Source organism: Paenibacillus sp. FSL R10-2736, assembly GCF_038000245.1.
GTDB lineage: Bacteria > Bacillota > Bacilli > Paenibacillales > Paenibacillaceae > Paenibacillus_AQ > Paenibacillus_AQ phytohabitans.
The window spans coordinates 5,406,708-5,432,269 of sequence record NZ_JBBOBN010000001.1 but is presented as its reverse complement, the minus strand read 5'-3'; the positions used below and the strand labels follow the sequence as shown (position 1 = coordinate 5,432,269).

Sequence of the window (25,562 nt, the reverse complement as noted above, 5' to 3'; positions counted from 1 at the left end):
GTGACGTTACACATGGCCGCGATTCCGCAGAACGAGCAGGCTCTGCACCGGTTCATTTCAATAATCTGTTCACCGCTGTCCATCGTTCAATATGTCCTTACGAAGCGTGATGCTCTAACCTACAAGCCTCCTGGAGAAATGGTTCCTGTGCAGGATGCCTGCCTTCATGCCCATGTTATGGGGAAGGGAGACCACACCGTAATTCTGGAAGCGGGTATGGGCGGATCATCCCTGGACTGGTCAATGGTGCAGCCGGAGCTGTCGCTGTATGCCAAGGTGGTCTCGTATGACCGGGCAGGCCTGGGCTGGAGCGGGAGCGGCAGCCAGCCGGAAAGTGCAACCTGCAGGAAATACGTCCGGGAGCTCAGGGAACTGCTGAAGGCAATGGACTGCAAGCCTCCCTATATTCTGGTGGGCCATTCCTATGGAGGCATGATTGTGAGATGTTTTGCGGGGGAATATCCGGATGAAGTGGAGGGGCTGCTGCTGGTTGATGCTGTACATGAGAGCCGTTATCTTACGGATGAAATGAGCAACCGCCGGAAACAGCAGCGGGAGGCGAACAGACGGCAATATAAGCTGGGTTATCTGTTGGCGCCTGCGGGGATTCCCCGCTTGCTTAGAAGGCCTGTAGGAGGGCGGAGACTCCCGGCAGCTATCCAAAAAAACGCCTCAAGTCTTGGATACCGCAAGAGTGCTTACCGGGCCGCATATGCAGAACTGCTCTGCGCGGAAGAGAGTGCCCTGCAGCTGAAGGCGGCAGAGCCGCTAAGCAGCAAGCTGCCCATTACGGTGCTTAGCGCAGGCAGTCCGGATGAAGAATGGAAGCAAGGCCAGCAGCGCTTAGCCAGGCTGACCCCAAATGTACAGCATATTACCGAAGAAGATCCCCGGCATTCCATTCCCATTCACAGACCGGAGACTGTCGTTAAATACGTCACCGAATTATTGAATACCTTATAGCCAGCGGCTCAAACGAATAAAAGGCAGTACCGGCAGAGCATTCTGCCGGTACTGCCTTTTTACTGGTATAAGTGCTTCGTGCAATCTGCCCTCAGACGGATATTACAGCTGCAATTACAGCTGGAGATTCCGGTCAATTAGGGCAATGCGCTGCTGGACACAGGCATAAGAACGGAGCGGATCTTCAGGAGTATTGAGCACATAATCAAGCATTTGATCTACCGTAGTGGTAGCTACATGAATCCGGGTGTCGGAGGAAGCGTAGTAGATGTAGATGTCCCCGTTGTCCCGGGCGATTACGCCGTTGCAGAATACAACGTTGGATACATCGCCGACGCGTTCTTCACCGTCCGGAGCGATGAAATGTCCGCCGGGAGCATGGGTAACCTTGTTCGGCTCATCCAGATCGGACAGGAATGCGTACAGTACATAACGCAGTCCCGCAGCAGTGTTGCGGACACCGTGGGCGATGTGCAGCCAGCCTTGAGGGGTTTTGACCGGCGCCGGGCCCTGGCCGTTTTTCACTTCCTTGATCGTATGATAATAACGCTGATCCATAATGGATTCGCTGGTAATTACAGCATTCTCAATGGTATCGGACAGTCCCCAGCCGATGCCGCCGCCGGAGCCTGCATCAATGAACCCATCCTGCGGGCGGGTGTAGAAGGCATATTTGCCGTCTACGAATTCAGGATGCAGCACTACATTACGCTGCTGGGCAGAGCCGGTCTTGAGGTCAGCCAGACGTTCCCAGGTCTTCAGGTCCTTAGTGCGGGTGATTCCGCACTGGGCAACTGCACTGGACAGATCGCCGTGCGGGGCAGCGGGATCTTTGCGCTCGGTGCAGAACAGGCCGTAGATCCAGCCGTCGGCATGTTTCACCAGACGCATATCGTAGACGTTGATATCCGGTTCTTCAGTTTCCGGCAGGACAACCGGATGATCCCAGAAGCGGAAGCCGTCTACACCGCTGTCGCTCTCGGCTACAGCGAAGAAGGATTTGCGGTCATTCCCCTCGACACGGGCCACAATGTAGAACTTGCCGTCCAGCTCAATGGCTCCCGGGTTGAAGATGCCGTTCACGCCGATCCGTTCAGCGAAATAAGGATTGGTTGCCGGGTTAAAGTCATAACGCCAGATCAGCGGCGCATGTTCCGCTGTGAGCAGCGGGTATTGATAACGGTCATAGGTACCGTTGCCAAAGGGAACCTTCTCATTTTTGCGGCCAATCAGTGATTCATATCGTTCTGTTAACTGCGCCTTGCGTTCTGTGAATAATGTGCTCATTATTTAGTCTCCTTTGAGGTTGTTGTCAGTCTTCCGATCATTTCAAAGCAGGCTCTGCTGTTATGATAAGGGCATTTCCAGGCACTGACCTTGGATGCATGCGCCAGCGGCTGCAGGGATTCATCAACGGCCCAGAACCACTCGCCTAATGTATGATCGACCATGTAGCTGTTAGTGAACGTCCAGGCTGCCTCAGCAGCATCGCGGAACCTCGGATCTCCGGATAGCTGGTAGGCATTATAGAAGCCGACGATCGCTTCGGCCTGCGGCCACCAGTCTTTATTCTTATCCAGCAGCCCGTTCGAATCCGCCTCATTCCAGATTCCGCCGTCAGCGTCAATGCCTTCAGCCAATGTTGCTTCGGCCATGGACAAAGCCACACTGCGCACCCGGTGCAGCAGCTCCTCATCCCCAAGCACTTCAGCCGCTTCGACCAGGAGCCAGCTGCCTTCGATATCATGACCGTAGGAGATATGGTCGGACTTGATATTCCACTCTTCATCCAGGAACAGATGGAAATGCTTGCCCTCCTTATCAATGATGTGGAGGAGCATGACCTCAATCAGCTCAGCCAGCCGGGTCCGCAGCTCTTCGGATTTCCACACACGGTACAGGCCGGTGTAGCCTTCCAGCACATGCAGATGGGTGTTCATCGATTTCTTCTCATTCATGTCCTTGCTGCTGAGACTCAAATTCTCTGTCATCTGCCACTGCTCAGAGAGGGCTTCGATATAACCTTTATTAAGCGGATCATAGCCGTATTGCTCGACCAGACGGAACAGTGCCACAGCCTGATCGAGTGCATCCTGGCGTCCGGTAGCATGATGGAACTCAGCCAGGGCGTAGATGGCGAAGGCCTGGCCGTAAATTTGTTTTTTGCGTTCGGAAGGGGCGCCCAGCGCATCTACCATCCAGTAATAGCCGCCGTATTCGGCGTCGGTGAAATATTGAAGCAAATAGGCGTGGGCCCGTTCAGCCATAGTCAGGTATTCAGCGTTGCCATACATGCGGTAAGCGCTCGCAAAGGTCCACAGAATCCGCGCGTTCAGCACCAGGCTTTTTCCGGCCTCCGGATTGATATTCATCTGGTTATCTATTTCACCTACGAATCCGCCATGCTTGTCATCCAGGGTATGCTTCATCCAAAAGCTGAGGATATTATCTTTCAGCTCTGCTTCCATTTCATTCCGCCAAATCTGTGGCGATTTCGTCATATGGTTGTTCACTCCTAAACAGTAATGGTAGATATTGAAATCAAGGCTATAAGGTAGGCGGGGATTTCGTCTTGGAACTGTAATACTCTTCAATAATGCCTGCCGCCGGCTTGCCGTACATGCAGTAATCATCGTTGCCTGCTGCTTCGTCCAGCGGATAGAGCTGTGCCGGCCAATCCCACAGCATGAAGCCCTGTACCCAGTCCCGCTTCCCGCAGGCGCCGAACATGGCAAGGTAGAACCGGCTCTGCTCTTCAAGATCCGGTCCGCCCTCGAGACTCCAGTCATTCGGGATGGCGGCACTGCCGGTCCGGCTGGGGCATCCCGCTTCCATGAAGAAGAAGGGCTTGCCGTGTTTCGTGACCTCCGCCTCAATCCGGTCAAGCTGTACTTCCCAGTCCTGCTCGGGATAATAGCCGCTCGAAGAGATTACATCAAGCGCATCCCACCAGCTCACGTTATCCTCCTGATACTTATCGCAGTTGTAGGTGATTACACCGCTGTACACCTTGCGGACTTCGGCAATCAGGGCACGCCATTCTGCGGCCCGCCGGTCCGTCTGGACCAGCTCACAGCCGACACAGAACATCTCGCAGCCGCTCTCTTCGGCAAGCACAGCATAATGAAGGATAAAGGCTGTATAGGAACGGAACCACTCTGACCATTTCGGCTCGCAGGGAACATCCTTGTCGAAGAAGTTGATATGAGCCCGCCATGTGCCGTCTGCACAATTCACAATGGGCTTCAGGCAGACCTTCAGTTCAAGTGATTTTGCCTGGCGGATGGCCCAGCGTACCTCTTCATCACTGACCGTGGGTTCTGACCAATAGGGGATTTCTGTAGATTGCGGGGTAGCTTGAAGTGCGCTGAATGCGATGGCGGTCCAGTTCGCACCGGTAGCCCTTTTCATCAGTTCCATGGAAGACTCCGCTGCATCATTGGCCCAGGTTCCCCGTCTGCCCATGAACCCCCAGGTTACGCCTCCGATATACTCGCTAAGCAGTGACATGTGGTAACCTCGCTTTGCTGTAGAATGAACAAAAAAATATAGTGTATAAAACAAAAATAATAATTTATTTGTATTTTGTTATTATGTTATTGTTATTTAACGATAACAAGAATACAATTAAGTTATAACGCTTTTTATGAATGTTTTCAAGGGGGAATTGTGCGGGAAGCCTGAAACCGGCCTCTATGTATGTCCATTCTGCGGAGTGGACGGAATCATCAGTCAACTGCAGCCGTGGCTGCGCCAATCTGAAGGGAGACTATTACTATGAGAGAAGTTCAACTGACCGGAAGTAACATTCCGAATATGCCTTGGCAGGACAGACCGGAAGGAAATGAGAATCCGGTATGGAGACATAGTGACAACCCGGTCATCAAACGCAATCCGGCCAAAGGGGTTGCACGTATTTTCAATAGTGCGGTAATTGCCTATGAAGGAAGCTTCCTCGGCGTATTCCGGGTAGAGGATAATACAACCCGCCCTCATCTGCGTATGGGCCATAGCCATGACGGACTGGACTGGAAAATTGAAGACGCTCCCATTCCGTTCATTGATGAACAAGGCAACCCCTACATGCCGAGATATGCCTACGATCCGCGTCTGGTTAAAGTTGAAGATACGTACTATATTATCTGGTGTACGGATTTCTACGGCGCCGCCATCGGTGTAGCCAGAACGCAGGACTTCAAGACCTTCATCAGCCTGGAAAATCCATTCCTGCCGTTCAACCGCAACGGCGTGCTGTTCCCCAAGAAACTTAACGGCAACTTCGTGATGCTCTCCCGTCCAAGCGACAGCGGCCATACCCCGTTTGGCGATGTCTTCCTGAGTGAGAGTCCTGACTTCGTCTACTGGGGCAAACACCGTCATGTGATGAGCAGAGGCGGACAGGGCTGGTGGCAGAGCACCAAGATTGGCGGCGGTCCCGCCCCGATTGAAACCTCCGAAGGCTGGCTCATGTTCTACCATGGTGTAACTGGAACCTGCAACGGGCTGGTGTATAGCATGGGTGCGGTTATTCTGGATAAAGACGAGCCGTCGAGAGTCAAATACCGCTCCAGGAACTTCGTGCTTACACCGGAAGAATGGTATGAGGAGAGAGGCTTCGTGAACAATGTGCTCTTCCCGTGCGCGACCTTGAATGATGCCGAAACGGGCCGCATTGCCATCTACTACGGGGCGGCTGACACTTATGTAGGTGTTGCATATACGACAGTGCAGGAAATCGTCAACTACGTGATCGACACCCATGAAGAGGTTGGCGATGATGCGGATTTAGGCAAAATCTAGATTGGATAAGGCAGCAGAGGCCTTTTCACCTGACACCGTTGGTCTGCATTCTATGCTACTCATCTCATACAACAAAATCACAGCGATAAAAGATCTGATGGTATATTATTAATACTGGCCTTGTGCGGAATCATTCCCTACAAGAATACAGCAGATCCGGCGGTGATTTTTTGAGCAAGTCAACAGTTCGCGGTAAAAGTATTCTTACTCGGCTGCATCCCTCCAAGTCGCTGGGGGTGCGGCTCTTTCTCGTGTTTTTCGTTGCGACGATGGGAATCGTCCTGTCTTTGGGCTATACATCCTACTCTGTTGCCAAACAAACAATCGAGAACAATGCACTGTCCGCTAATCAGCAGACAGTCGAGCAAACGGCAGAGAAGCTTGATGTAACTCTGCTGCGCTTTGAAGATAATCTGGGCCAGCTGTTCTACAATAAGGATATCCGGCAGGCAGTCTCGGAAGAAAGTACTGCTGCTGCAGGCGGGGGGACGGAACAGGCCGCTGTGATCAGCGGCGAATTGAACCATTGGCTCTCTGCAGTTACTAATGTGCAAGCGGTTTATCTGATTCCTCTTAATGAAGCGCTGCCTGCCGCGTCAGCGGGGGCTGTGGACAATGAATTTCTGGCGGGTGTCCGCGAAGCTTCGTGGTACAAGCAGCTGCAGGATAAGCCGCAGGGCTTGTGGATTACCGAGGCCCTGAAGCAAGGGGAAGCAGAAGGCGTGGTCCATTTCGCCAAGTCCGTAGCGGGGGAAGCGGGAAGCTTAGGATACATAGCGGTCTGTGACATCAAGACTACGGAGCTGGCCAGCCACCTCAGCAAAGTCGATCTGGGGATGGATTCTTATATCCAGCTGCTGACTACCAAAGATGAGATGATTGCCTCTTCCCAGCATCAGGAGACAGACACTTACTTGCGTCTGGGAGGGACCCTGTTCAAGGGACTCAGCGAGAGCTCAGGCTCCCTGCCGACCAAGGATGAGAAGGGCAAATCCATTCTTGCCGTGTATGGTACACTGCAGAGCTCGGGCTGGAGACTGCTTGGCGTTGTCCCTTCCGAGAATCTGATTAAAGATGCGGGCCGTATCCTTAACACCACTTACATAGCAGTGGCTGCCGCTGCCGTCATCGCCATTCTCATTGGCCTCTGGATGGTAAGGATGGTCTCACGGCCGCTGTCGCGTCTGCGGGACCTCATGTTCCAAGGGGCAGAAGGTGACCTGCGTGTGCGTACAAAGGTAGTCTCGCATGATGAAATCGGCCAGCTGTCAGGCTCCTTCAATATGATGATGGAACGGATCACAGAGCTGGTCGTGCACACCAATGAGACTGCACGTGAAGTACTGGAGACCGCAGATGCCCTGGGCAATGCATCCCGTGAGACCGCAGTGGCCGCACAGGATATTGCCGCAGGAACTGAACAGATTGCCGGCGGTGCAGGAAACCTGGCGCTGGAAGCAGACCGCGGAAATGAGATGACCGCCCAGATCTCCGAGCGGATGGATGCGGTGATTGCTGCGGCCCAGGAGATTGGCGGGACCGCACATAACGTACAGGCGTCCAGCAGGGAAGGGGTCGTCAAGCTGCAGGAGCTGCTGGGCAGAACGCATGAGACCGGCGATAGGACAGGGAAGCTCGTCATTAAGGTCAATGAACTGAAGGATACCACCTCGTCAGTCATCCGGGTGCTTGAGGTCATGCAGAACATTACCCAGCAGACTAATATTTTGTCGCTTAATGCTACTATTGAAGCAGCCCGGGCAGGCGAAGCAGGCAAAGGCTTCACCGTGGTCGCTGACGAAATCCGTCAGCTGGCTGAACAATCCAAGCGTTCCATTGCAGTAGTTGCTGAGATTACCGACAGAATCATGAATGACATGCATGAGACTGTAGCCGCATTATCCGAGGTGGCACCTTTGTTTGGAGAACAGATGACGTATGTTCAGAACACCAGCGAGATCTTCGTCAGTGTACAGGGGCAAATGAATCATCTGATTACCCGGCTGGATTCCGTGTCAACATCCATTGACGGACTGAACCACTCGCAGAGAGTGCTGTCCGAGACGATTGGCAATGTCAGCTCGTTTGCGGAAGAATCCTCTGCCGCCTCTGAGGAGGTTGCATCCCTCACAGGTGAGCAGGAGAGCGTAAGCGAATATCTGGTCAATCTCTCCGCCAAACTGGAGAATGCCTCGTCCAAGCTTAAAGAACGATTGTCTAAATTTAGCGTGTAAGCTGCAAGTACATTAACCGCTTTTCCTTCGGGGGAAGCGGTTTTTTTGCAGTTTGGGGTGGGCATAATAGAACCCATAGTTCCGCAGCCCACTTGATGGAGGAATAACACTTGCAGAAGCTGGTTCACAAACGTATATTTTGGAGTCTGCTGATCCTGTCTGTGCTCGTGGCAGGCTTGATCATCAGACTGGCCTGGGTCCAGCTGCTGCTGAAGAATCAGCAGGTAAGCAGCAGCGGGTACACGATGGCACAGATGGCTGAAATTCAGAGCGAGCGGGAGACAGTGCTGGACAGCGGACGGGGCCGGCTCTATGACAGGAACGGAGAACCGCTGGCCGGAGAGACTGTGTGGACAGCGGCGCTGTTTCCGCAGGAAGAGTCACTTCAGCTGCATACGGTTACCGGGGAGCCTGCCGGGGATAACCAATTGCACCGCCTGGCAGAAATTCTTGGAGTCAGCTACAGCCAGCTGCAATCCAGACGCACAGGACTTAAGGAGCCGCTGCTCTGGCCCTCCGGCAAGGGGGACACTCCGCTGGCATTGTCGTTGTCAGAGGCCCGCGAAGTGGAAGAGCTGGGAATTGAGGGGGTTAAGGCGCTGCCCTTTGCCCGCAGATATGATGGAGCCGCTTCAGGGCGGCAATGGCTTGGTTATTTGTCTGAAGCTTCGGGTGAAGCCCTCCGGCAATCACCGACAGGTCTGCGGATTCCGCGTACAGGTACGGACGGGCTGGAGAAAACACTGGAGCCGCTGCTGCAGGGAGTGGGGCATACAGAGGCGGTTGCCCAGGTGGATGCCCGGGGCAACCGTGTTCCAGGCAGTCCGATTGTAGTCAAAGCACCGGGGAATCCTTATTACCCGCTGTCTTTATATACCACGATTGATAAGAAACTACAGGAGAGTATTGAGCAGCTGGCCGCAGAAGCGGGCGTGAAGGAGGGAGCCGTTGTAGTCCTGGATAGCCAGAACGGCGATATTGCCGCGATGGTCTCCTTGCCGTTCTATAACCCGGAGCAGATCTCGCCGCAAGGGGGCGAATGGAACAACCGGGCGCTGCAGGCAGCGGTACCCGGGTCCATCTTCAAGATAGTCACTGCCGCTGCTGCCCTGGAGGCCGGATTAACTTCACCGGAGGAACCGTTCTATTGTAAAGGAGAATACGGGAAATACGGATTAACCTGCCTGAACGGCAAAGGACACGGCGCCCTTACGATGGCGCAGGGGTTCGCCGTGTCCTGTAATACCGTGTTCGCCACGCTTGCCGAGCGGCTTAGTGGAGCACAGCTTAATGCTGCTGCTCTGGCACTGGGCCTTGGCCGGGACATCGGCTGGCAGGCGGAGAATACGCTGGGCCTGCCGCTGCTCCGGCCGCTCTCCGGGGAGCAGGCGGGGACGATCTTCACCACGCTGCTGCCGGATGACGGCGGGGCCAGGGTGCAGACCGCGATCGGACAGCGCGATGTGCGGATTACACCGCTGCAGGCGGCGAATCTCGTAGTCACGCTGCTGCATGGCGGGGAGGTTAGAGCGCCGCGTATTCTGCAGCGGGTTGCTTTTGCCAACGGCCAGACGCTGAAGGAGCTTCCGGGACATCTGGCCCCTGCGCCGCAGGGCAGAATATCCGGGGCAACCGCCCGCGTGCTGCTGTCCATGATGCGTAAAGTGGTGACAGAAGGAACAGGCCGGACGCTGCAGGGCCTTGAATGGCCGGTCGCCGGCAAATCAGGCACAGCGCAGACTCTGGTCAAAGGCGTGGCCCGCAATAATCAATGGTTCATCGGCTATGGCCCGGTAGACCATCCGAGATATGCTGTATCCGTTGCTGTCGAGAACGTGGCTCCAAGCAGTCCGCAGGCAGCTGCCAAATTATTCGGTCAAGTATTTGAGCTGCTGTCCGGGTCAACGGGGGCCTGAGTACCGACTGTGCCTGCTGTACCTTCCGAAGCTGTACCTGCCGTATTACCCGATACAGGGCCGCCGGCTGTGGAGGGTTCAGAAGCGGCGAACGGAGACACGATGAATTCCTCCTGCGGCAGATAGATCCAGCGCTGCAGATATCCCTGCTGAATCAGCTCCTTGAGCAGGATCAGCAGGATCGGCGACAGAATAAGGCCGGCGATGCCAAATACAGAGGAAGACAGAATTACGAAGGATAACATCAGGAACGCCGAGGAGACGCCGATCGAATTTCCGGTGATTTTGGGCTCCAGCAGCTGCCGTATAACCATCACCACTGCCAGCAGAATGATCAGACCAATGGCAAGTGAGGTATTGCCGACAATGAACAAATAGATAATCCAGGGGATCAGAATCGCCGGTACTCCGAGTAGTGGCAGCAGGTCGAACAAGGCGCAGATCAGAGCCAGAGTAAGAACATTTCCAGTCTGCAGAATCAGCAGTCCGGCGAGAACGATCACGAAGGTGATGCTGATCAGAATCAGCTGGGCTTTTAGATAAGAACCGATAGCCTTGAACACATTCCCCTGCAGGAAAGCGTAAGCCGTCTTAAAGGTCTTGGGCAGCTTGTCATGGGCGATCCGGCGCCAGTCCTTAATCTCCATACTGAGGAAAAAGGCCAGAATAATCGCAATGCCGAAATTAGCCATAAAGGAAGAGAAGGAGCCAAGCACACCGATCATATATTTAAAGAAGGTGACCATCCACGTCGAGAGGACATTGGTCGCATCGGTGAAATAACCGTTCAGTTTGTCTGTGAGATCGGGCGGGAGCGCATCAATTTTTTGCTGGAGATAGGTGGTAGCCTCAGTAAAATGCTGCTGGACTATGTATGTATATCTGGGCAGATTGTCCTGGAATTGAATGACCTGAGTCGTAATCAGCAGTCCGGCAGCAAATAATGCGCCAAGCAGGATCACTAAGAAGAGTACCACGGAGATAGCGGAGGCGAAAGGCTTAGCCATTCCCTTGCGGTTCAGGAACCGGGCCAGCGGCTCAATCAGCAGGAAGACAAAAAAGGACAGGAACACAGGAGCGGCCAGCTGATACAGCTTACTGAATCCCAGCATCACGAGATATAGCGTCAGAATAACCAATCCGATGTCGAAAAAAGTGCGCCAATATTTTTTGTACAGCGGCAGCATAGAGATAAACGACTCCTTTTCTAGATAAATTTACAATAATCACTTCAATTCATTGTACACGATTTTAATAAAAAAGCGTCTATTTCTTTGGCAGCTGTGTTAAAATAGGGGGTAACGTTTTTTTTGAATGTACTACTTGTCGCCACAACGGTATTGTCCTCTTGCAGGACAGCAGACGCTTCTACTTACTCTACTTGGCCGTATCACACGTAAGACGAGCCAAAGTCAACTCTGGAAAAGCGGGGAATTTACATGCAGACTTTGCTGCTCTGGCTATTTTACATTTCTACCTTTTATGCTTTCATTCCTGGAATGATCAGCCGTATATTTGGTTATCGTGTCTTTCGCAAGGGAATCGGGCGCACGGATTATGGCCTGACCTTTGATGACGGACCTGACCCGCATTATACACCGTTATTGCTGGATTTGCTTAAGCGCTATGGAGCTAAGGCGACTTTCTTCGTGGTAGGTGCTCATGCTGAAGCGCATCCGGAGATTATTAAGCGTATGCATGACGAAGGGCATCTCATCGGGATTCACAATTATGTGCACAAGACGAACTGGCTGATGCGTCCGGCAACGGTGAGGAAGCAAATTCAGCGGACCGATGATATTATCTTCAAAATAACCGGCGAGCGCAGCACCTATTACCGTCCGCCGTGGGGAATTGTGAACCTGTTTGACTTCTCGAAGCGGCGGCAGGTGCAGATTGTACTCTGGTCGGCCATGTTCGGCGACTGGAAGGAGAAGCTGGGGGCGGAACGGCTGACCGACAAGCTGATCTCCAAGCTGGGTCCGGGTGAGGTCATGCTGCTTCATGACTGCGGTACTACACTCGGTGCCGATCCGCATGCACCGGAGCATATGCTTATTGCCCTGGAGCGGATGCTTCAAGAAGCGGATAGGCGGGGGCTGCGAAGTATCCGGATTGACAAGATGATCAAGGCGGTGCAGGAATCACCTATCACAAGGCTGTCTTTCGGCAAACGGCTGGTTGTCGGCTTATGGCTGGCCTGGGAACAGGTATTCCAGCTGTTGTTCCAGATTAAGACGATCTCTCCGGCAGATCCGTTCCTGCATTACCGGCTGCGTAAGTATCAGGGGAATCCCGTGCAGATGGATAACGGCGAGACCTTAAGCAAAGGCGACAAGGTGATCGAGCTGCATATCGACAACAGGCAGCTGTTCGAGCTGGGGGTGCATTCGCGTTCCTCGGCACAGCTTGCCATCCGCATGATCCGCCGCATGGAGAAGGATCTCCCGGTGCTTGCGGAGCGGATTGCCGGTGATGTGGATCTGGCGGAAGCCAAGGCACTCTACGGTGTGAGCATGCTGAACCGCGGGCCGGAGAAGTTCGGATTCATGGTTCTGGATCTGCCAAGCGGCCTGTTCGCAAGTTCCACCAAGTTCTATCTCAGTATTCTGCTCAGCGTCATTCACCCGTCAGGCGGAGCGAGACTTAAAGTCCGCAGTGAGCTGCTGGTACCCAAAATGATGCTGATGCCCGTGTCGCAGCTGCTCGACCAGATGAACCAGCAGCGGCCGCAGAAGCCGGTGAAGCAGCGGGAACGGGTACGGGAAGAGGAACACTCCCTTGAGGCTGAACTTGAACTGCCCGGAGCAACGGTTGTTCATTGAATGCAGCAGGCAGACAGCACTTATAAATTTTGATATTTATCTATACCGCAACTGAAGCTGCTCCTTATGCTCCGCTGGCCTGACTGGGCTGGCGGGGTTTTTTATATATCTGGAGCTATTGCCGATATGTTTGCTGCCTGTGTCGGACGGAGATCCTCTTCCGGAACAACCCGTTATCGATGAATCAAAGTTGCAGAGTGTACAACATTTCCCTAGCGAACAGCGATAGGGACCCTTTGGGTGATTCCTGCTAAGTGCGCCACGTGTATTAAAGGACCCTTACATGTCAAAAAAGAGCAGTCCCGCCGCATTAACGGAGGAGACTGCTCTTTCAGTTCGTTCTTCCTATCTCAGGCTGCGGCCGATTAGATCTTCAGCACGCCGCCTTTGCTTGCATTGGTAACCAGCTTGGAGTAACGGGCCAGGTAACCGGTCTTCACCTTCGGTTCGAAGTCTTTCCAGCCGCTGCGGCGGACAGCCAGCACTTCTTCTTCAACCAGCAGCTCAATCTTGCGGTTGATCAGGTCCAGCTCGATGATGTCACCATCCTCGACAAAAGCAATCGGTCCGCCCTCAGCCGCTTCCGGCGAGATGTGGCCGATACTGATGCCGCGGGACGCTCCGGAGAACCGGCCGTCGGTGATCAGGCCGACCTTGGCGCCAAGACCCATACCGACGATCTGCGAAGTCGGTGCCAGCATTTCCGGCATGCCCGGTCCGCCCTTCGGACCTTCATACCGGATAACAACGACATGGCCTTCTTTGACCTTGCCGTTCGCGATTCCTTCCAGCGCCTGCTCCTGGGAGTCGAAGCAGATGGCAGGTCCTTTGTGGTAGCCGCCAACGGAAGCATCTACGGCACCAACCTTGATGATGGAGCCTTCCGGAGCCAGGTTGCCGTAGAGTACAGCCAATCCGCCTACCGGGGAATAAGGGTTGTCTATTGTATGAATAACTGACGTATCCTGAATCTCATGACCCGTGACATTCTCGGCCAGAGTCTTGCCGGTTACGGTCATGCAGTCGCCGAAGATGGCGCCCGGCTTCTTCAGCAGCTCGTTCAGCACAGCGCTGACGCCGCCCGCCCGGTCCACATCCTCGATGAAGATATCGGATGCCGGAGCCAGCTTGGCCAGGTAAGGCACGCGGTTGGCTACTTCATTGATGCGCTCCAGCGGATAGTCAATTTCAGCTTCCTGAGCCAGTGCCAGGGTATGCAACACAGTGTTGGTGGAACCACCCATAGCCATATCCAGCGCAAAGGCATTGTCCAATGATTCATGGGTTACGATATCACGCGGCTTCAGATCCAGCTTGATCAGCTCCATTAGCTGGGTAGCTGATTTGCGGACGAAATCTCTGCGTTCTTCGGCAACAGCCAGAATGGTGCCGTTGCCCGGGAGAGCAAGGCCCATAGCTTCTGCCAGACAGTTCATGGAATTGGCTGTGAACATACCCGAACATGATCCGCAGGTTGGACAGCCGAATTGTTCCAGTTCAAGCAGTTCAGCGTCATTGATCTTGCCGACCTGATGGGCGCCAACGCCTTCGAACACGGATGTCAGGGATAGCTTCTTGCCTTTGCTGTCTACGCCGGCCTTCATCGGTCCGCCGCTGACGAAGATCGTCGGGATGTTGACGCGCAGTGCGCCCATCATCATGCCCGGGGTGATTTTATCACAGTTGGGAATGCACACCATTCCATCGAACCAGTGAGCGGAAACCATCGTTTCCACAGAATCGGCAATAATCTCGCGGCTTGGGAGCGAATAGCGCATTCCGATATGTCCCATGGCAATACCGTCATCTACGCCGATGGTATTGAATTCGAACGGAACCCCGCCGGCTTCACGGATAGCTTCCTTAACGATTTTGCCGAATTCCTGCAGATGCACATGACCCGGTACAATGTCGAGATAGGAATTGCAGACTGCGATGAACGGCTTGCCGAAATCCTCTTCCTTAACGCCTGCAGCACGCAGAAGGCTGCGGTGCGGAGCACGGTCAAAGCCCTTTTTGATCATGTCTGAACGCATTTTCTTGTTTGCCATGATGAAATTTCCCCCTAAAAGTAATGTGAGCCTAACCTCTTGGAACGGTGAGAACAAATATAGTGCCGCATTAACGCATTGCAATCCCAAAAGCTGCGTATCTGCGGTTTATAGAAGGTACAAGGTCCAGCTTCCTGCAGTAAACAGAAGTAGGGCGGAGCCGTTTCTATAAAACAAGCGGATTGGATACGAACGTTAATAGAGAGTCTATCACAAAAAACCTCATTTTTCTACCGGGCAATGTGAAGTTTGTCGCGGTCATCTCCCGGCAGGCCAATGGAAACGGCTACACTGTCCTCCACAGGAATTCATACACAAAAAGCCTATCCGCGGCGGGACAGGCTTCTACATATTAATAAGGGAAGAGGTTTCTGTGAATAATTACTAAAGTGAGCGTCTGATGGCGGCGCGCTGGAGCGAGATCATCCAGTCTACAGACGGCTCAACCAGCGGGTTCAGCATACGTCTGACAGCGGGCTGGGCCAGCAGCACCGTGCAGGATACTGCGCCTGCAATCAGAAGAGCGGCTCCGGCAGCATTTCCGATATAGGCATACAGGCCGGAAACGGCAGCCGCCCGGACAATGAATCCGTGAAGCAGGAAGACGTAGAGGGTGCGGCGTCCCAAGTCTGTCATGCGGCTTAACCCGTAAGGGACCAGGCCCAGAAATGCCAGGGAAGCGGCAAATTGCAAACCATACACAGCGAGCCGGAACACCCCCGCATACCATTCATGGGCACCGAGCTGCATATAGGTCATACTGCCGAACAGCCAGCCCATCGGGAGATCGCGTCCCGCTAAGCCCATCACTACAAGCAGCAGGAGGGAAGCGGCAGCGGCAGCGGTTTTGACATATTGCTGATACAGCTTAACGAAAGCTCCGAATGAGAAATGAAATCCGATGACGAAAAAGGGCAGATAGACAAAGGTGCGGCTGATGCTGAACCAGATACCATCCAGCTGCAGATAACCTACAGCCACACCTGCGGCGATGGCAAAGGCAAACTGGGCGATTTTGCTCCAGCGGCTCATTCCCAGCATGAGCAGACGCCAGAAGGCATGGCTGGCCAGGAACCACAGCAGCAGGTAAGGGGCGAAGAAGGAATGCTGTATGTTATTTACATGGAATAAGGAAATGTCGAGTGCGGAGTATAGGCTCTGAAAAATAATATATTGCAGTCCGATCTGCAGCAGCACCTTACGGCCGGCCGCGCCATTTAAGCTTTTACGGGCAAAGTATCCGGTCACGAGCACAAACAGCGGCATGTGAAAGCTGAAGATCCATTGGTACAGGGTGTGGAGTCCGCTCATTTCAAGAATCAGGGGTTCGATCGCATTGGCCACAAAGACAGTTACAATAAGCATGAAGCGTAAATTAAGAAAAAACGTTTCTCCACGCGTGTCGAGCGAGCTTTCCCGGGTCATGACGTTACCTCCAATAAATACGGTTTGCACGATGCTTAATACTTTAATTTTAAAATACATGATTTCCGGTAAATAAATTGTGAAATATATCACAATAGTAAGCGCTCTCATGGCCGCTAGATGTGGCGAAGTCTTGAAGGTTGTTTGATTTCATTGATTACACTATAATTTTCTGTATGCAGTATCCGGGAGTGAATTCTATTGAGAAAAAGCAGTACCAAACGCAATGTGCTTATAGGAATTGTATTGATTCTGCTGGTGGCAGGGGTGTTTATATGGAAGTACCTGACTCCGTATCAGCCTGCTGAAAGAGCTGAATCCGCACTTGTCTCTGCCGGGGGAGTTACAGTAGAGCAGAATGACAACTGGATCTCATTCGAGCCATCGGTTGCACTCGGTACCGCCGTGATCTTTTATCCCGGCGCATTGGTCGAGGCGGAAGCTTATGCTCCGCTTGCCAGGAAAATCGCAGCAGCCGGCCACCCGTTCTATATCGCAAGAATGCCGCTCAATCTGGCCGTGATCAAGGGGAATGCTGCCGAAGAGATTATCCGCGTGCATCCGAAGCAGTCCTTTGTGCTTGGCGGACACTCGCTTGGCGGGGTAATGGCCTCGCGCTTCGCTGCAGATCATGCCGACCAGCTGGAAGGCGTTTTTTTTCTGGCTTCCTACCCGGATGAGAAAGGCAGTCTGAAGGATACTACGCTGTCCGTATTGTCGGTGCTGGGTACGGAGGACAAGGTGGTTGATCAGGAGAGCTATAACGAAGGCCGGGCTTATCTTCCGGGCAACACTGTATACACGCCGGTCAACGGCGGCAATCATGCCCAGTTCGGCAGCTACGGCCCCCAGAAGGGGGACGGCATAGCCACGATCACAGAGGAAGAGCAGCAGACACGCACTGCGCGGGCCTTGCTGGATTGGATAGGGAATCTGCGTCAGAGTAAGTGAGCACCGAATGGACGGAATTAACTCCGACTGGGAGAGGAGTGTCAGTCTGAATGCCTGAATTGCATATTAATGAGATATCCGTTCCGTGCAGGGGCATCTTGTTCGACAAGGATGGAACGCTGCTGGATCTGCTTGGTACCTGGGGAAGCTGGGCTGATCTGATTCTGGAGGGGCTGGGCAGCCAGCTGGCATTGATCGGCGGCCTGCCGCGAGCCGGGCCGGATCTTGCTTCTGTGCTGGGTACGGTTCATGATGCCACCGGCAAGGTGACCGGCTATGATCCCGCCGGACCGCTCTCCATGGCGACCGCCGAAGAAACGACCGGGATTCTGGCCTGGCAGCTGTATGCTGCCGGCGTTCCCTGGAATGAAGCGGTAACGCGGGTGAATGCGATCTCCAAGGAAGCTATGAACGAGCTGCGCCGGCGGAGGGCGGCGGTGGCAATGCCGGGGCTGACGGATTTTCTGGAGCAGTGTGCGGCCGCTTCCCTGAAACTCGGTGTAGTGACCTCAGACAATATGGCCACTACACGTGAGCAGCTGGAGTGGCTTGGGATTTCCGGTTATTTTCATTCTGTCGTCACCAGAGACAGAGTGAAGCACGGCAAGCCTGCACCGGAGATGGCCGAGACGGCCTGCCGGGAGCTGGGCCTGCTGCCCGGCGAGACGGTCATTATCGGTGACAGTAATGCGGATATGCAGCTTGGCAAAGGCGCAGGCCTGCGTCTTGCTGTGGGTCTGTCTCCAGACGGAGCCGCAACCCACCTGCTGGATGCGGATATTGTTGTTTCCGGCTATCCGCAGCTCCGGTTAACATTCTGATTTCATTTCTGTACAGAGAGGAAACGTGTGGACTCTATGGATCAATTGCAGCTACTGGCTTCCTGGATCAAAGACAGCGGGAATATTGTTTTTTTCGGCGGCGCCGGAACATCAACGGAGAGCGGCATACCGGATTTCCGTTCGGCGGCTGGTCTATACCAGACTCAGCACAACTCTCCTTATCCGCCTGAAGTCATGCTGAGCCGCAGCTTTTTCATGTCCTCGCCGGACATTTTTTTTGATTTCTACCGCAGCAAGATGATTCATCCCGAGGCGAAGCCGAACGGAGCCCATCGGCTGCTGGCTGAACTTGAAGCCAAAGGCAAGCTGAAGGCAGTCATTACACAGAATATCGACGGTCTGCACCAGCTGGCGGGAAGCCGCCGGGTGCTGGAGCTGCACGGATCGATTCACCGCAATCACTGCATGGACTGCAATACCTATTACGGTCTGGAACAGATTCTGGAGCAGACGGCTGCTGTGCCGCTGTGCCCGGAGTGCGGCGGCATCATTAAGCCGGATGTGGTGCTCTATGAGGAAGCGCTTGATCATGATGTGCTGGTCGAAGCAGTGGCGGCGATTGCGGCAGCGGATCTGCTGCTGATTGGCGGCACCTCGCTCACCGTCCAGCCGGCGGCAAGTCTGATCACCTACTTCCGGGGAAGGCATACGGTGCTGCTCAACGGTGATCCAACACCGTACGATCATCAGGCAGATCTGATCATTACGGACCGGATCGGCGATGTTATGGGCAGAATACAAGGGCTGCTCGGATGAGGATTTCAAGCTTTTCGCCGGGGTGAAGATTACAAAGTCTGTACGGAGTTTAAAATAGGGTATTGCAATAACTGAGGAAACGAGAGGCAGGGATAATCAATGATATATGTGGCTAGCGATGAACGGTATGAAGTCATGCGTTATAACCGCACCGGCAGGTCGGGCCTCAAGCTTTCGGCAATTTCACTGGGCCTGTGGCATAATTTCGGCGGCATCGACACTTATGAGAATGGCCGTGAGATGATCACCCGCTCTTTCGATCTCGGAATTACCCATTTCGATCTGGCTAACAATTATGGCCCTCCGGCAGGCTCGGCAGAGGAACTGTTCGGCAAAGTTCTTGCCCGTGATCTCGCTCCGTACCGTGACGAACTGGTAATCTCCACCAAGGCGGGATATTATATGTGGCCCGGCCCTTACGGTGACTGGGGTTCACGCAAATATATACTATCCAGCCTGGACCAGAGCCTGAAACGGCTGGGACTGGACTATGTGGATATTTTCTATTCCCACCGTCCGGACCCGGAAACACCAATGGAAGAAACGATGGGAGCACTGGATCATGCCGTACGTTCAGGCAAAGCGCTCTACATCGGCCTGTCCAACTACACGGCTGAGCAAACGGAGCAGGCAATTGGCATCCTGAAGAAGCTCGGAACACCGCTTCTGATTCATCAGCCGCGGTATTCCATGCTCGACCGCTGGATCGAAGGTGGGCTGCAGGATGTGCTGGAGGAGCATGGCGTCGGCAGTATCGCCTTTACCCCGCTGGCTCAGGGCCTGCTGACCAGCAAATACCTGAACGGCATTCCCGGCGATTCCCGGGCTGCCGGGCCATCCGCCTTCCTGAACGAGAGCCGGATTACGCCGGAGGTGCTGCGCAAGATTCACGCGCTCAACCAGATGGCGGTAGCGCGCGGCCAGAGCCTGGCCCAGTTCGCGCTCCTCTGGACGCTGCGCGGCGGCAAGGTGACCTCGGCGCTGATTGGCGCCAGCCGGGTAAGCCAGATCGAGGAGAATATTGCCGCTCTGGCGTATGGTGATTTCTCGCAGGAAGAGCTGGAACGGATTGAGACGATCCTTGGAACAGAGGATGAAGCCTGAGTAATATATAGAATTGACAAGCAACAGCCCGCTTCCGGAACAGGAAACGGGCTGTTGGCTTAAGCGGAGTTCTGGTAGAACGCCGGATGTTCTCCTGAGCCTATTTCTCCCCGGGATTGGCAGTTGCCTGCCGGTAAGTGCTGGGAGACTGGGCACAAAAGCGTTTGAACTGCCGGGAGAAGTACAGGGCATCGGTCAGGCCGACGGAGGCTGCGACCTGCTCTACTGACAGCTCAGGGCGTTCGCGCAGCAGCTGGCGGGACTTCTCAATGCGCAGCTTCAGCAGATAGGTCACCGGCGAGAGGCCGGTCTCCTGCTTGAAGATGCGCGACAGATAAGCGCGGTTATAGCCCAGGCTGCCGCACATCTGTTCAATGGAAACCGGATGGGCATATTGGGAAGCCATATAGTTGATCATTTGCTTCACCGTGCGTTTGACCTGCGATTCTGCCCCGGGCAACCGTGACGAGGAGATCAGCAGACCGGATGCTTCGCCGATGATCAGGTAAAGATAGCCGAGCGAGGTCAGATGCGCGCTCTCCTTGCCCGCATAGAAGGCGGACATCATCCCGGCGAGTGCGCCCGGGATCACACTGCCTTCAGCCGAGGTCAGGACCGGCTTCTCCGGGGAGAAGCCGGCCTGCAAGGCGAGCTGCTCCGCGTCCGCTCCGGTGAAGGCGGCCCAGCGGTACCGCCAGGGCTGCTGCTGATCGGAGATGTAGCTGACCAGCTGGGCCGGGTGGATCAGGAAGCAGTCTCCCGTTCCCAGTTCATATTTACGCTGCTCGGTCCGGAACACACCGGAGCCGGCCTCAATGTAGTGAAGCAGATAATAATCGTAGATCTTGGGGCCGGCCTGATGCAGCGGAAGCGTCTGGCTCTCCCCGGCGAACAGCACATGCAGAGGCTGCTGATCGAAATACACGGGATTTGATCCTACGGAATAGGTATGTTCCAACGGCCATCCGCCTTTCTTGAATATAACGCTATCATAGCTTAGCATGAGGGGAAGCGCAGAAATGAATCTTTATCTCCAGTATATCCTCCCGGCGGCTGGAAGTCACATTTGTCCATGTATTGCACACATGATTGCATTATCAGGGCAAGTCTGATTTTATTATAATGTAAGCATGAAGGAAGCAAGTTTAAAAGCAAGCTGAAAGCCCAAGCACAAGCAGCGAAAGGATGGAGTGGCAATAATGAGCGTACAGGAACTTAACAGTAAATTTATCGAGAAATACGGGGAGAGCAGCGAAGAGGCGCGGGTATTCTATGCACCAGGCCGTGTGAATCTCATCGGAGAGCATCTGGACTACAACGGCGGTTATGTGTTCCCGGCAGCACTGGACTTCGGAACTACCCTTATCGTACGTCCGCGTTCGGACGGTAAGATTCAATTCGCATCAACGAATTTCCCTTATGAAGCCTCTATCGACTACAGCGAAATCGGCAAAGCCAAAACCGGCGAGTGGGTTGACTATCCGGTGGGTGTTATGGTCGAGCTGGCCAAGAAGGATCTTCCGGTATCCGGAGGGTATGACCTCTTGTTCCACGGAGAGATTCCGAACGGCTCAGGCTTGTCCTCTTCCGCTTCCATCGAGGTAGTAACAGGTTATGCCTTCCTGACGCTGCTTGGCGGAGACACGGATACTGTAGAGATCGCCCTGCTGTCCCAGCGTGCGGAGAACCAGTATGTCGGCGTAAACTCCGGCATCATGGACCAGTTCGCTGTCGCCAACGGCAAACGCGACCAGGCCATCCTTCTGATGTGTGACACACTGGAGTACAGCCTGGTACCTTTTGTGACCGGCTCTTATAAGCTGGTTATCGGCAATACGAACAAGAAGCGCGGCCTTGTGGACTCCAAGTACAATGAGCGCCGCAGCCAATGCGAGGAGGCTCTGGCTATTTTGAAGCAAGAGGTGCCAACCCTGTCTTACCTGGCCGAGCTTAAACCTGAACAATTCGAGCTTCATCAGGATAAAATCACCGACGAAACCGTCAGACGCCGCGCCCGCCATGTGGTGGAAGAGAACCAGCGTGTGCTCGATTCGGTTGAAGTGCTCAAGAACAATGACCTGAAGCAATTCGGACTCTATATGAACGACTCCCATGTCTCCCTGCGTGACTTGTATGAAGTCAGCTGCGAAGAGCTGGACATCATGGTTGAAGAAGCACAGCGTATTCCGGGAACACTCGGCTCGCGTATGACAGGTGCCGGATTCGGCGGATGTACAGTATCTCTGGTGCATGAGGATGATGTGGAACGTTTCATTGCCGAAGTCGGCGAAGCTTACAAGAAGAGATCCGGTCTGACGGGCGAGTTCTATGTATGCACGATCGGCAACGGCGTTGAAGAACTGAAAGGAGTGAAATAAGATGGCGATTCTGGTAACGGGCGGAGTAGGTTATATCGGTTCCCACACAGTAGCAGAGCTGCTGGACCGCGGGGAAGAGGTTGTAGTTATCGACAATCTGCTGACAGGGCACCGCGAGGCGCTGCTGGGCGGCAAGCTGTATGAGGGAGACCTGCGCGACAAGGCACTGCTGGCCAAGCTTTTCTCCGAGAACAAGATTGAAGCGGTCATCCATTTCGCAGCGAGTTCCCTGGTGGGCGAGAGCATGAAGGATCCGGTAAAATATTACGACAACAACGTGTATGGTACACAATGTCTTCTCGAAGCGATGCAGCATGCCGGAGTGGATAAAATCGTCTTCTCCTCCACAGCCGCGACCTACGGCGAACCGGAAAAGGTGCCGATTGAAGAAACGGACCGCACTGAACCTGCGAATGTGTACGGGGAGACCAAGCTGACCATGGAACGCATGATGGCCTGGTTCGACAAGGTACTCGGCATCAAATACGTAGCGCTGCGCTACTTCAATGCTGCAGGTGCACATGCCAGCGGCAAAATCGGCGAAGACCACCGTCCGGAGAGCCACCTGATTCCGCTGGTGCTCCAGGCTGCACTTAAGCAGCGGGAGAACATCGCGGTCTTCGGCGAAGACTACCCGACAGAAGACGGAACCTGCGTACGCGACTATATTCATGTCAGCGATCTGGCGGATGCGCATGTCCGTGCGGTAACCTACCTGCGCAGCGGCAGTGCAAGCAATATCTTCAACTTGGGCAACGGCCTGGGCTTCTCGGTGAAGCAGGTGATTGAAACAGCGAAGAAGGTAACCGGCCTGGACATCCCGGTTGTAATCCAGGAGCGCCGCGCCGGTGATCCGGCGGTACTTGTCGCTTCTTCGGCCAAAGCCCGGACGATCCTGGGCTGGGACCCGCAGCATGCCGATCTGGAAGGCATCATCCAAAGCGCCTGGAACTGGCACTCCTCGAATCCGGAAGGGTACGGCGGCTAAGCCTGCCAATGTACTTTGTTGTGAATAGTACGGAAGCCTGGCTTGAAGAATAAGCAATCCTAAGATGAACAAAAGAAAAATAAAAAGCCGGAAGGATCGAAGGGGGATTTTGGAACTGTAGGAGCGTTAGCGACCGCCTGAAAGCTTTCCGCAGGAAAGCTCGCTTCGGAAGCATCAGCAGTCACCGGATTTCCACCGCAATCAGCGGGTCAATCAAGAAATCTGGGGACAACAGCGGCCGGAAGTCCAAATATTCACCGTAGTGACGTCTATGGCTTAAGTTAATATCTTAAGTTCAGCTATACAGGTTGCAGCAAATAAGGAGAATTGAAATGCAGAACGATAATATTACGGCTGCAGCCTCTGAGAAGGCATTGTATGCGATTGAACAGCTGGTCCTGTTTGCGCAGCACAAGGAGCTGATTCAGCCGGCTGACGTTGATTACAGCCGCAATGAACTGCTGGACCAGTTCGGCTTCAGTGAGCCGTATGCCGGTGAATTCACTGAAGGTCCGCTTGAGAGTCCGCAGGCCCCGCTGGATCAATTGATCGACTACGGGTTTGAGACCGGGCTGATTCCGGAAAATTCGGACACATACCGCGATCTGCTGGACGCCAAGATCATGGGCCTTCTGATGGCCCGGCCGTCTGAGGTAAATGCGGAGTTTGCCGCGATCCAGGCGGAGCAGGGCATTCAGGCGGCCACTGACCGCTTTTATAAGCTGAGCATTGATTCCAACTATATCCGTATGGACCGGGTGGCCAAGAATGTATATTGGCTTCAGGATTCGCCTTACGGGGATATCGAGATGACGATCAATCTCTCCAAACCGGAGAAAAGCCCGAAGGAAATCGCCATGGCCCGGCTGCTCCCGCCGCCGGTCTATCCGAAATGCCAGCTCTGCCGCGAGAATGTCGGCTATGCCGGACGGGTCAATCACCCGCCGCGCCAGAATCTGCGCGTGATTCCGCTCGCGATGAACAATGAGAAATGGTTCTTCCAATACTCGCCGTATGTGTACTATAACGAGCATTGTATCGTGTTCCACCATGATCATGTGCCGATGAAGCTGACGAAGGATACGCTGAAGCGTCTGCTTAGCTTTGTTGAATCCTTCCCGCATTATTTCATCGGCTCGAATGCCGATCTGCCGATTGTCGGCGGCTCCATTCTGACCCATGATCACTTCCAGGGCGGACGCCACACCTTCCCCATCCAGAAGGCGCCCAAAGAGGATAGCTTCACCCATGCTGCATATCCAGGCGTTAGCCTAAGCATTGTGAAATGGCCGATGTCTGTGCTGCGGATGCACGGGGCAGATCCTGCCGTGCTGCTGGAAGCCGGCAACAGTATCTATGAGGCCTGGAAGACTTACAGCGATCCGGCAGCTGATGTCCTGGCCTTCAGTGAAGAGGCCGGGGAGAGCGTGCCGCATAACACGGTTACACCTATCGTCCGCCGGGCAGAAGACGGCGGCTATGAGATGGATCTGGTGCTGCGTAACAACCGGACCAGCGAAGAATATCCCGAAGGGATTTTCCACCCGCACCGGGAAATGCACCACATCAAGAAGGAGAACATCGGCCTGATCGAGGTTATGGGCCTGGCGATTCTGCCGGGACGCCTCAAGGAAGAGCTCGATGCTGTCGCTGGCGTTTTGGCCGGAGACACCGCACTGCTGCAAGCGGTCCAGAGCCAAGGTGCTGATCATCCGCTTGCGCTGCATGCCTCCTGGATCGCGGAGCTGGCCGGCCGTTTCGGCACCTCCCTGAGCCGCGAGGAAGCGGTGAAGACGGTGCAGAACGAGGTAGGCACCAAGTTCACGCATATTTTGGAGCATGCGGGAGTATACAAACGCACACCGGAAGGCCAGGCGGCATTCCGCCGGTTCGTGAACAGCAGCGGGTTTAACTAAGACCCCTGTGTCTTGTAAATGAGATGTCCCTGCCGGAGTGTCGGCGGGGGCATTTTTTGTTGCGCGGGAAACTATACAATGCAATGATGTGTCCGCCGGAAGTGGGCGGCAGGAGGAAATGAAGGGCAGAAGTGCCCCTGATTCCGCTGAAAGTGGGCGGCATGGGGAAATTAAAGGGATAAATCCCTCTGAGTTCGCCGAAAGCGGGCGGCATGGGGAAATTAAAGGGATAAATCCCTCTGAGTTCGCCGAAAGCGGGCGGCATGGGGAAATTAAAGGGATAAATCCCTCTGATTCCGCCGAAAGTGGACGGCATGGGGAAATTAAAGGGATAAATTCCTTTGAATTCGTGCTAGGCAGGCGTTAAGGGAACGCCGTGTCTTTTAAACACGATACCGACCTTTTGCCGCTCC

19 protein-coding genes are annotated in these 25,562 nt (G+C 54.2%); 12 read left to right on the top strand and 7 right to left on the bottom strand.

What is annotated here, in order from left to right:
- Positions 1-963, top strand: a complete 963-nt coding sequence (locus NSQ73_RS23250) for an alpha/beta fold hydrolase (protein WP_340988353.1) — start codon at positions 1-3, stop codon at positions 961-963.
- Between the two features lie 114 nt (positions 964-1,077).
- Here the strand turns inward: NSQ73_RS23250 and NSQ73_RS23245 are convergent, their stop codons facing one another.
- From NSQ73_RS23245 to NSQ73_RS23235, 3 genes are read right to left on the bottom strand one after another with little or no spacing between them, the layout of a single operon-like run.
- On the bottom strand, positions 1,078-2,250 hold the full coding sequence (locus NSQ73_RS23245; RefSeq protein ID WP_039295646.1) for a glycoside hydrolase family 130 protein: 1,173 nt from the start codon (positions 2,248-2,250) through the stop codon (positions 1,078-1,080).
- Positions 2,250-3,464, bottom strand: coding sequence for an AGE family epimerase/isomerase (locus tag NSQ73_RS23240; RefSeq protein WP_076242601.1), 1,215 nt, complete (start codon positions 3,462-3,464; stop codon positions 2,250-2,252). The genes NSQ73_RS23245 and NSQ73_RS23240 overlap by 1 nt, the downstream gene beginning before the upstream one ends.
- A gap of 46 nt (positions 3,465-3,510) precedes the next feature.
- A complete protein-coding gene (locus NSQ73_RS23235) occupies positions 3,511-4,473 on the bottom strand; it encodes a glycoside hydrolase family 113 (protein ID WP_340988352.1) in 963 nt (320 codons plus the stop codon).
- A gap of 267 nt (positions 4,474-4,740) precedes the next feature.
- Between NSQ73_RS23235 and NSQ73_RS23230 the strand changes: the two genes are divergently transcribed.
- From NSQ73_RS23230 to NSQ73_RS23220, 3 genes are all read left to right on the top strand, one after another.
- A complete protein-coding gene (locus tag NSQ73_RS23230; protein WP_340988351.1) occupies positions 4,741-5,763 on the top strand; it encodes a glycoside hydrolase family 130 protein in 1,023 nt (340 codons plus the stop codon).
- A gap of 170 nt (positions 5,764-5,933) precedes the next feature.
- Positions 5,934-7,997: a methyl-accepting chemotaxis protein gene (locus tag NSQ73_RS23225; protein ID WP_340988350.1), complete on the top strand. Its 2,064-nt coding sequence runs from the start codon at positions 5,934-5,936 to the stop codon at positions 7,995-7,997.
- A 110-nt stretch (positions 7,998-8,107) separates the two neighbouring features.
- A complete protein-coding gene (locus NSQ73_RS23220; RefSeq protein WP_340988349.1) occupies positions 8,108-9,913 on the top strand; it encodes a peptidoglycan D,D-transpeptidase FtsI family protein in 1,806 nt (601 codons plus the stop codon).
- Here the strand turns inward: NSQ73_RS23220 and NSQ73_RS23215 are convergent.
- Complete coding sequence (locus tag NSQ73_RS23215; protein ID WP_340988348.1) at positions 9,874-11,100, bottom strand: AI-2E family transporter; 1,227 nt, start codon at positions 11,098-11,100, stop codon at positions 9,874-9,876. The genes NSQ73_RS23220 and NSQ73_RS23215 overlap by 40 nt on opposite strands.
- Before the next feature lie 252 nt (positions 11,101-11,352).
- Between NSQ73_RS23215 and NSQ73_RS23210 the strand changes: the two genes are divergently transcribed.
- Positions 11,353-12,738, top strand: coding sequence for a polysaccharide deacetylase family protein (locus tag NSQ73_RS23210; RefSeq protein WP_340988347.1), 1,386 nt, complete (start codon positions 11,353-11,355; stop codon positions 12,736-12,738).
- Positions 12,739-13,103: 365 nt separating this feature from the next.
- Here NSQ73_RS23210 and ilvD read toward each other — a convergent pair whose 3' ends face one another.
- Positions 13,104-14,789, bottom strand: coding sequence for a dihydroxy-acid dehydratase (gene ilvD / locus NSQ73_RS23205; RefSeq protein ID WP_042211484.1), 1,686 nt, complete (start codon positions 14,787-14,789; stop codon positions 13,104-13,106).
- Positions 14,790-15,173: 384 nt separating this feature from the next.
- On the bottom strand, positions 15,174-16,214 hold the full coding sequence (locus NSQ73_RS23200; protein ID WP_340988346.1) for an acyltransferase family protein: 1,041 nt from the start codon (positions 16,212-16,214) through the stop codon (positions 15,174-15,176).
- 201 nt (positions 16,215-16,415) lie between these two features.
- Here NSQ73_RS23200 and NSQ73_RS23195 point away from each other — a divergent pair, with 201 nt between their 5' ends.
- The 4 genes from NSQ73_RS23195 (at position 16,416) to mgrA (ending at position 19,867) form a co-directional block, all read left to right on the top strand.
- Positions 16,416-17,165, top strand: coding sequence for an alpha/beta hydrolase (locus tag NSQ73_RS23195; RefSeq protein WP_047013676.1), 750 nt, complete (start codon positions 16,416-16,418; stop codon positions 17,163-17,165).
- A 50-nt stretch (positions 17,166-17,215) separates the two neighbouring features.
- On the top strand, positions 17,216-17,986 hold the full coding sequence (locus NSQ73_RS23190) for an HAD family hydrolase (protein WP_340988345.1): 771 nt from the start codon (positions 17,216-17,218) through the stop codon (positions 17,984-17,986).
- A gap of 36 nt (positions 17,987-18,022) precedes the next feature.
- Positions 18,023-18,763: an NAD-dependent protein deacylase gene (locus NSQ73_RS23185; RefSeq protein WP_340988344.1), complete on the top strand. Its 741-nt coding sequence runs from the start codon at positions 18,023-18,025 to the stop codon at positions 18,761-18,763.
- 99 nt (positions 18,764-18,862) lie between these two features.
- On the top strand, positions 18,863-19,867 hold the full coding sequence (mgrA, locus tag NSQ73_RS23180; RefSeq protein ID WP_340988343.1) for an L-glyceraldehyde 3-phosphate reductase: 1,005 nt from the start codon (positions 18,863-18,865) through the stop codon (positions 19,865-19,867).
- A gap of 100 nt (positions 19,868-19,967) precedes the next feature.
- On the opposite strand, the gene NSQ73_RS23175 is transcribed toward mgrA, so the two are convergent.
- Positions 19,968-20,870 (bottom strand): AraC family transcriptional regulator, encoded by a 903-nt coding sequence (locus NSQ73_RS23175; protein WP_340988342.1) that lies wholly within the window; start codon positions 20,868-20,870, stop codon positions 19,968-19,970.
- A 196-nt stretch (positions 20,871-21,066) separates the two neighbouring features.
- Between NSQ73_RS23175 and NSQ73_RS23170 the strand changes: the two genes are divergently transcribed.
- From NSQ73_RS23170 to NSQ73_RS23160, 3 genes are all read left to right on the top strand, one after another.
- A complete protein-coding gene (locus NSQ73_RS23170; protein WP_340988341.1) occupies positions 21,067-22,245 on the top strand; it encodes a galactokinase in 1,179 nt (392 codons plus the stop codon).
- A 1-nt stretch (position 22,246) separates the two neighbouring features.
- Entirely contained in the window at positions 22,247-23,233 is a 987-nt protein-coding gene (galE, locus tag NSQ73_RS23165) for a UDP-glucose 4-epimerase GalE (protein ID WP_340988340.1), read from the top strand.
- A 332-nt stretch (positions 23,234-23,565) separates the two neighbouring features.
- On the top strand, positions 23,566-25,149 hold the full coding sequence (locus NSQ73_RS23160) for a UDP-glucose--hexose-1-phosphate uridylyltransferase (RefSeq protein ID WP_340988339.1): 1,584 nt from the start codon (positions 23,566-23,568) through the stop codon (positions 25,147-25,149).
- Positions 25,150-25,562: the final 413 nt, after the last annotated feature.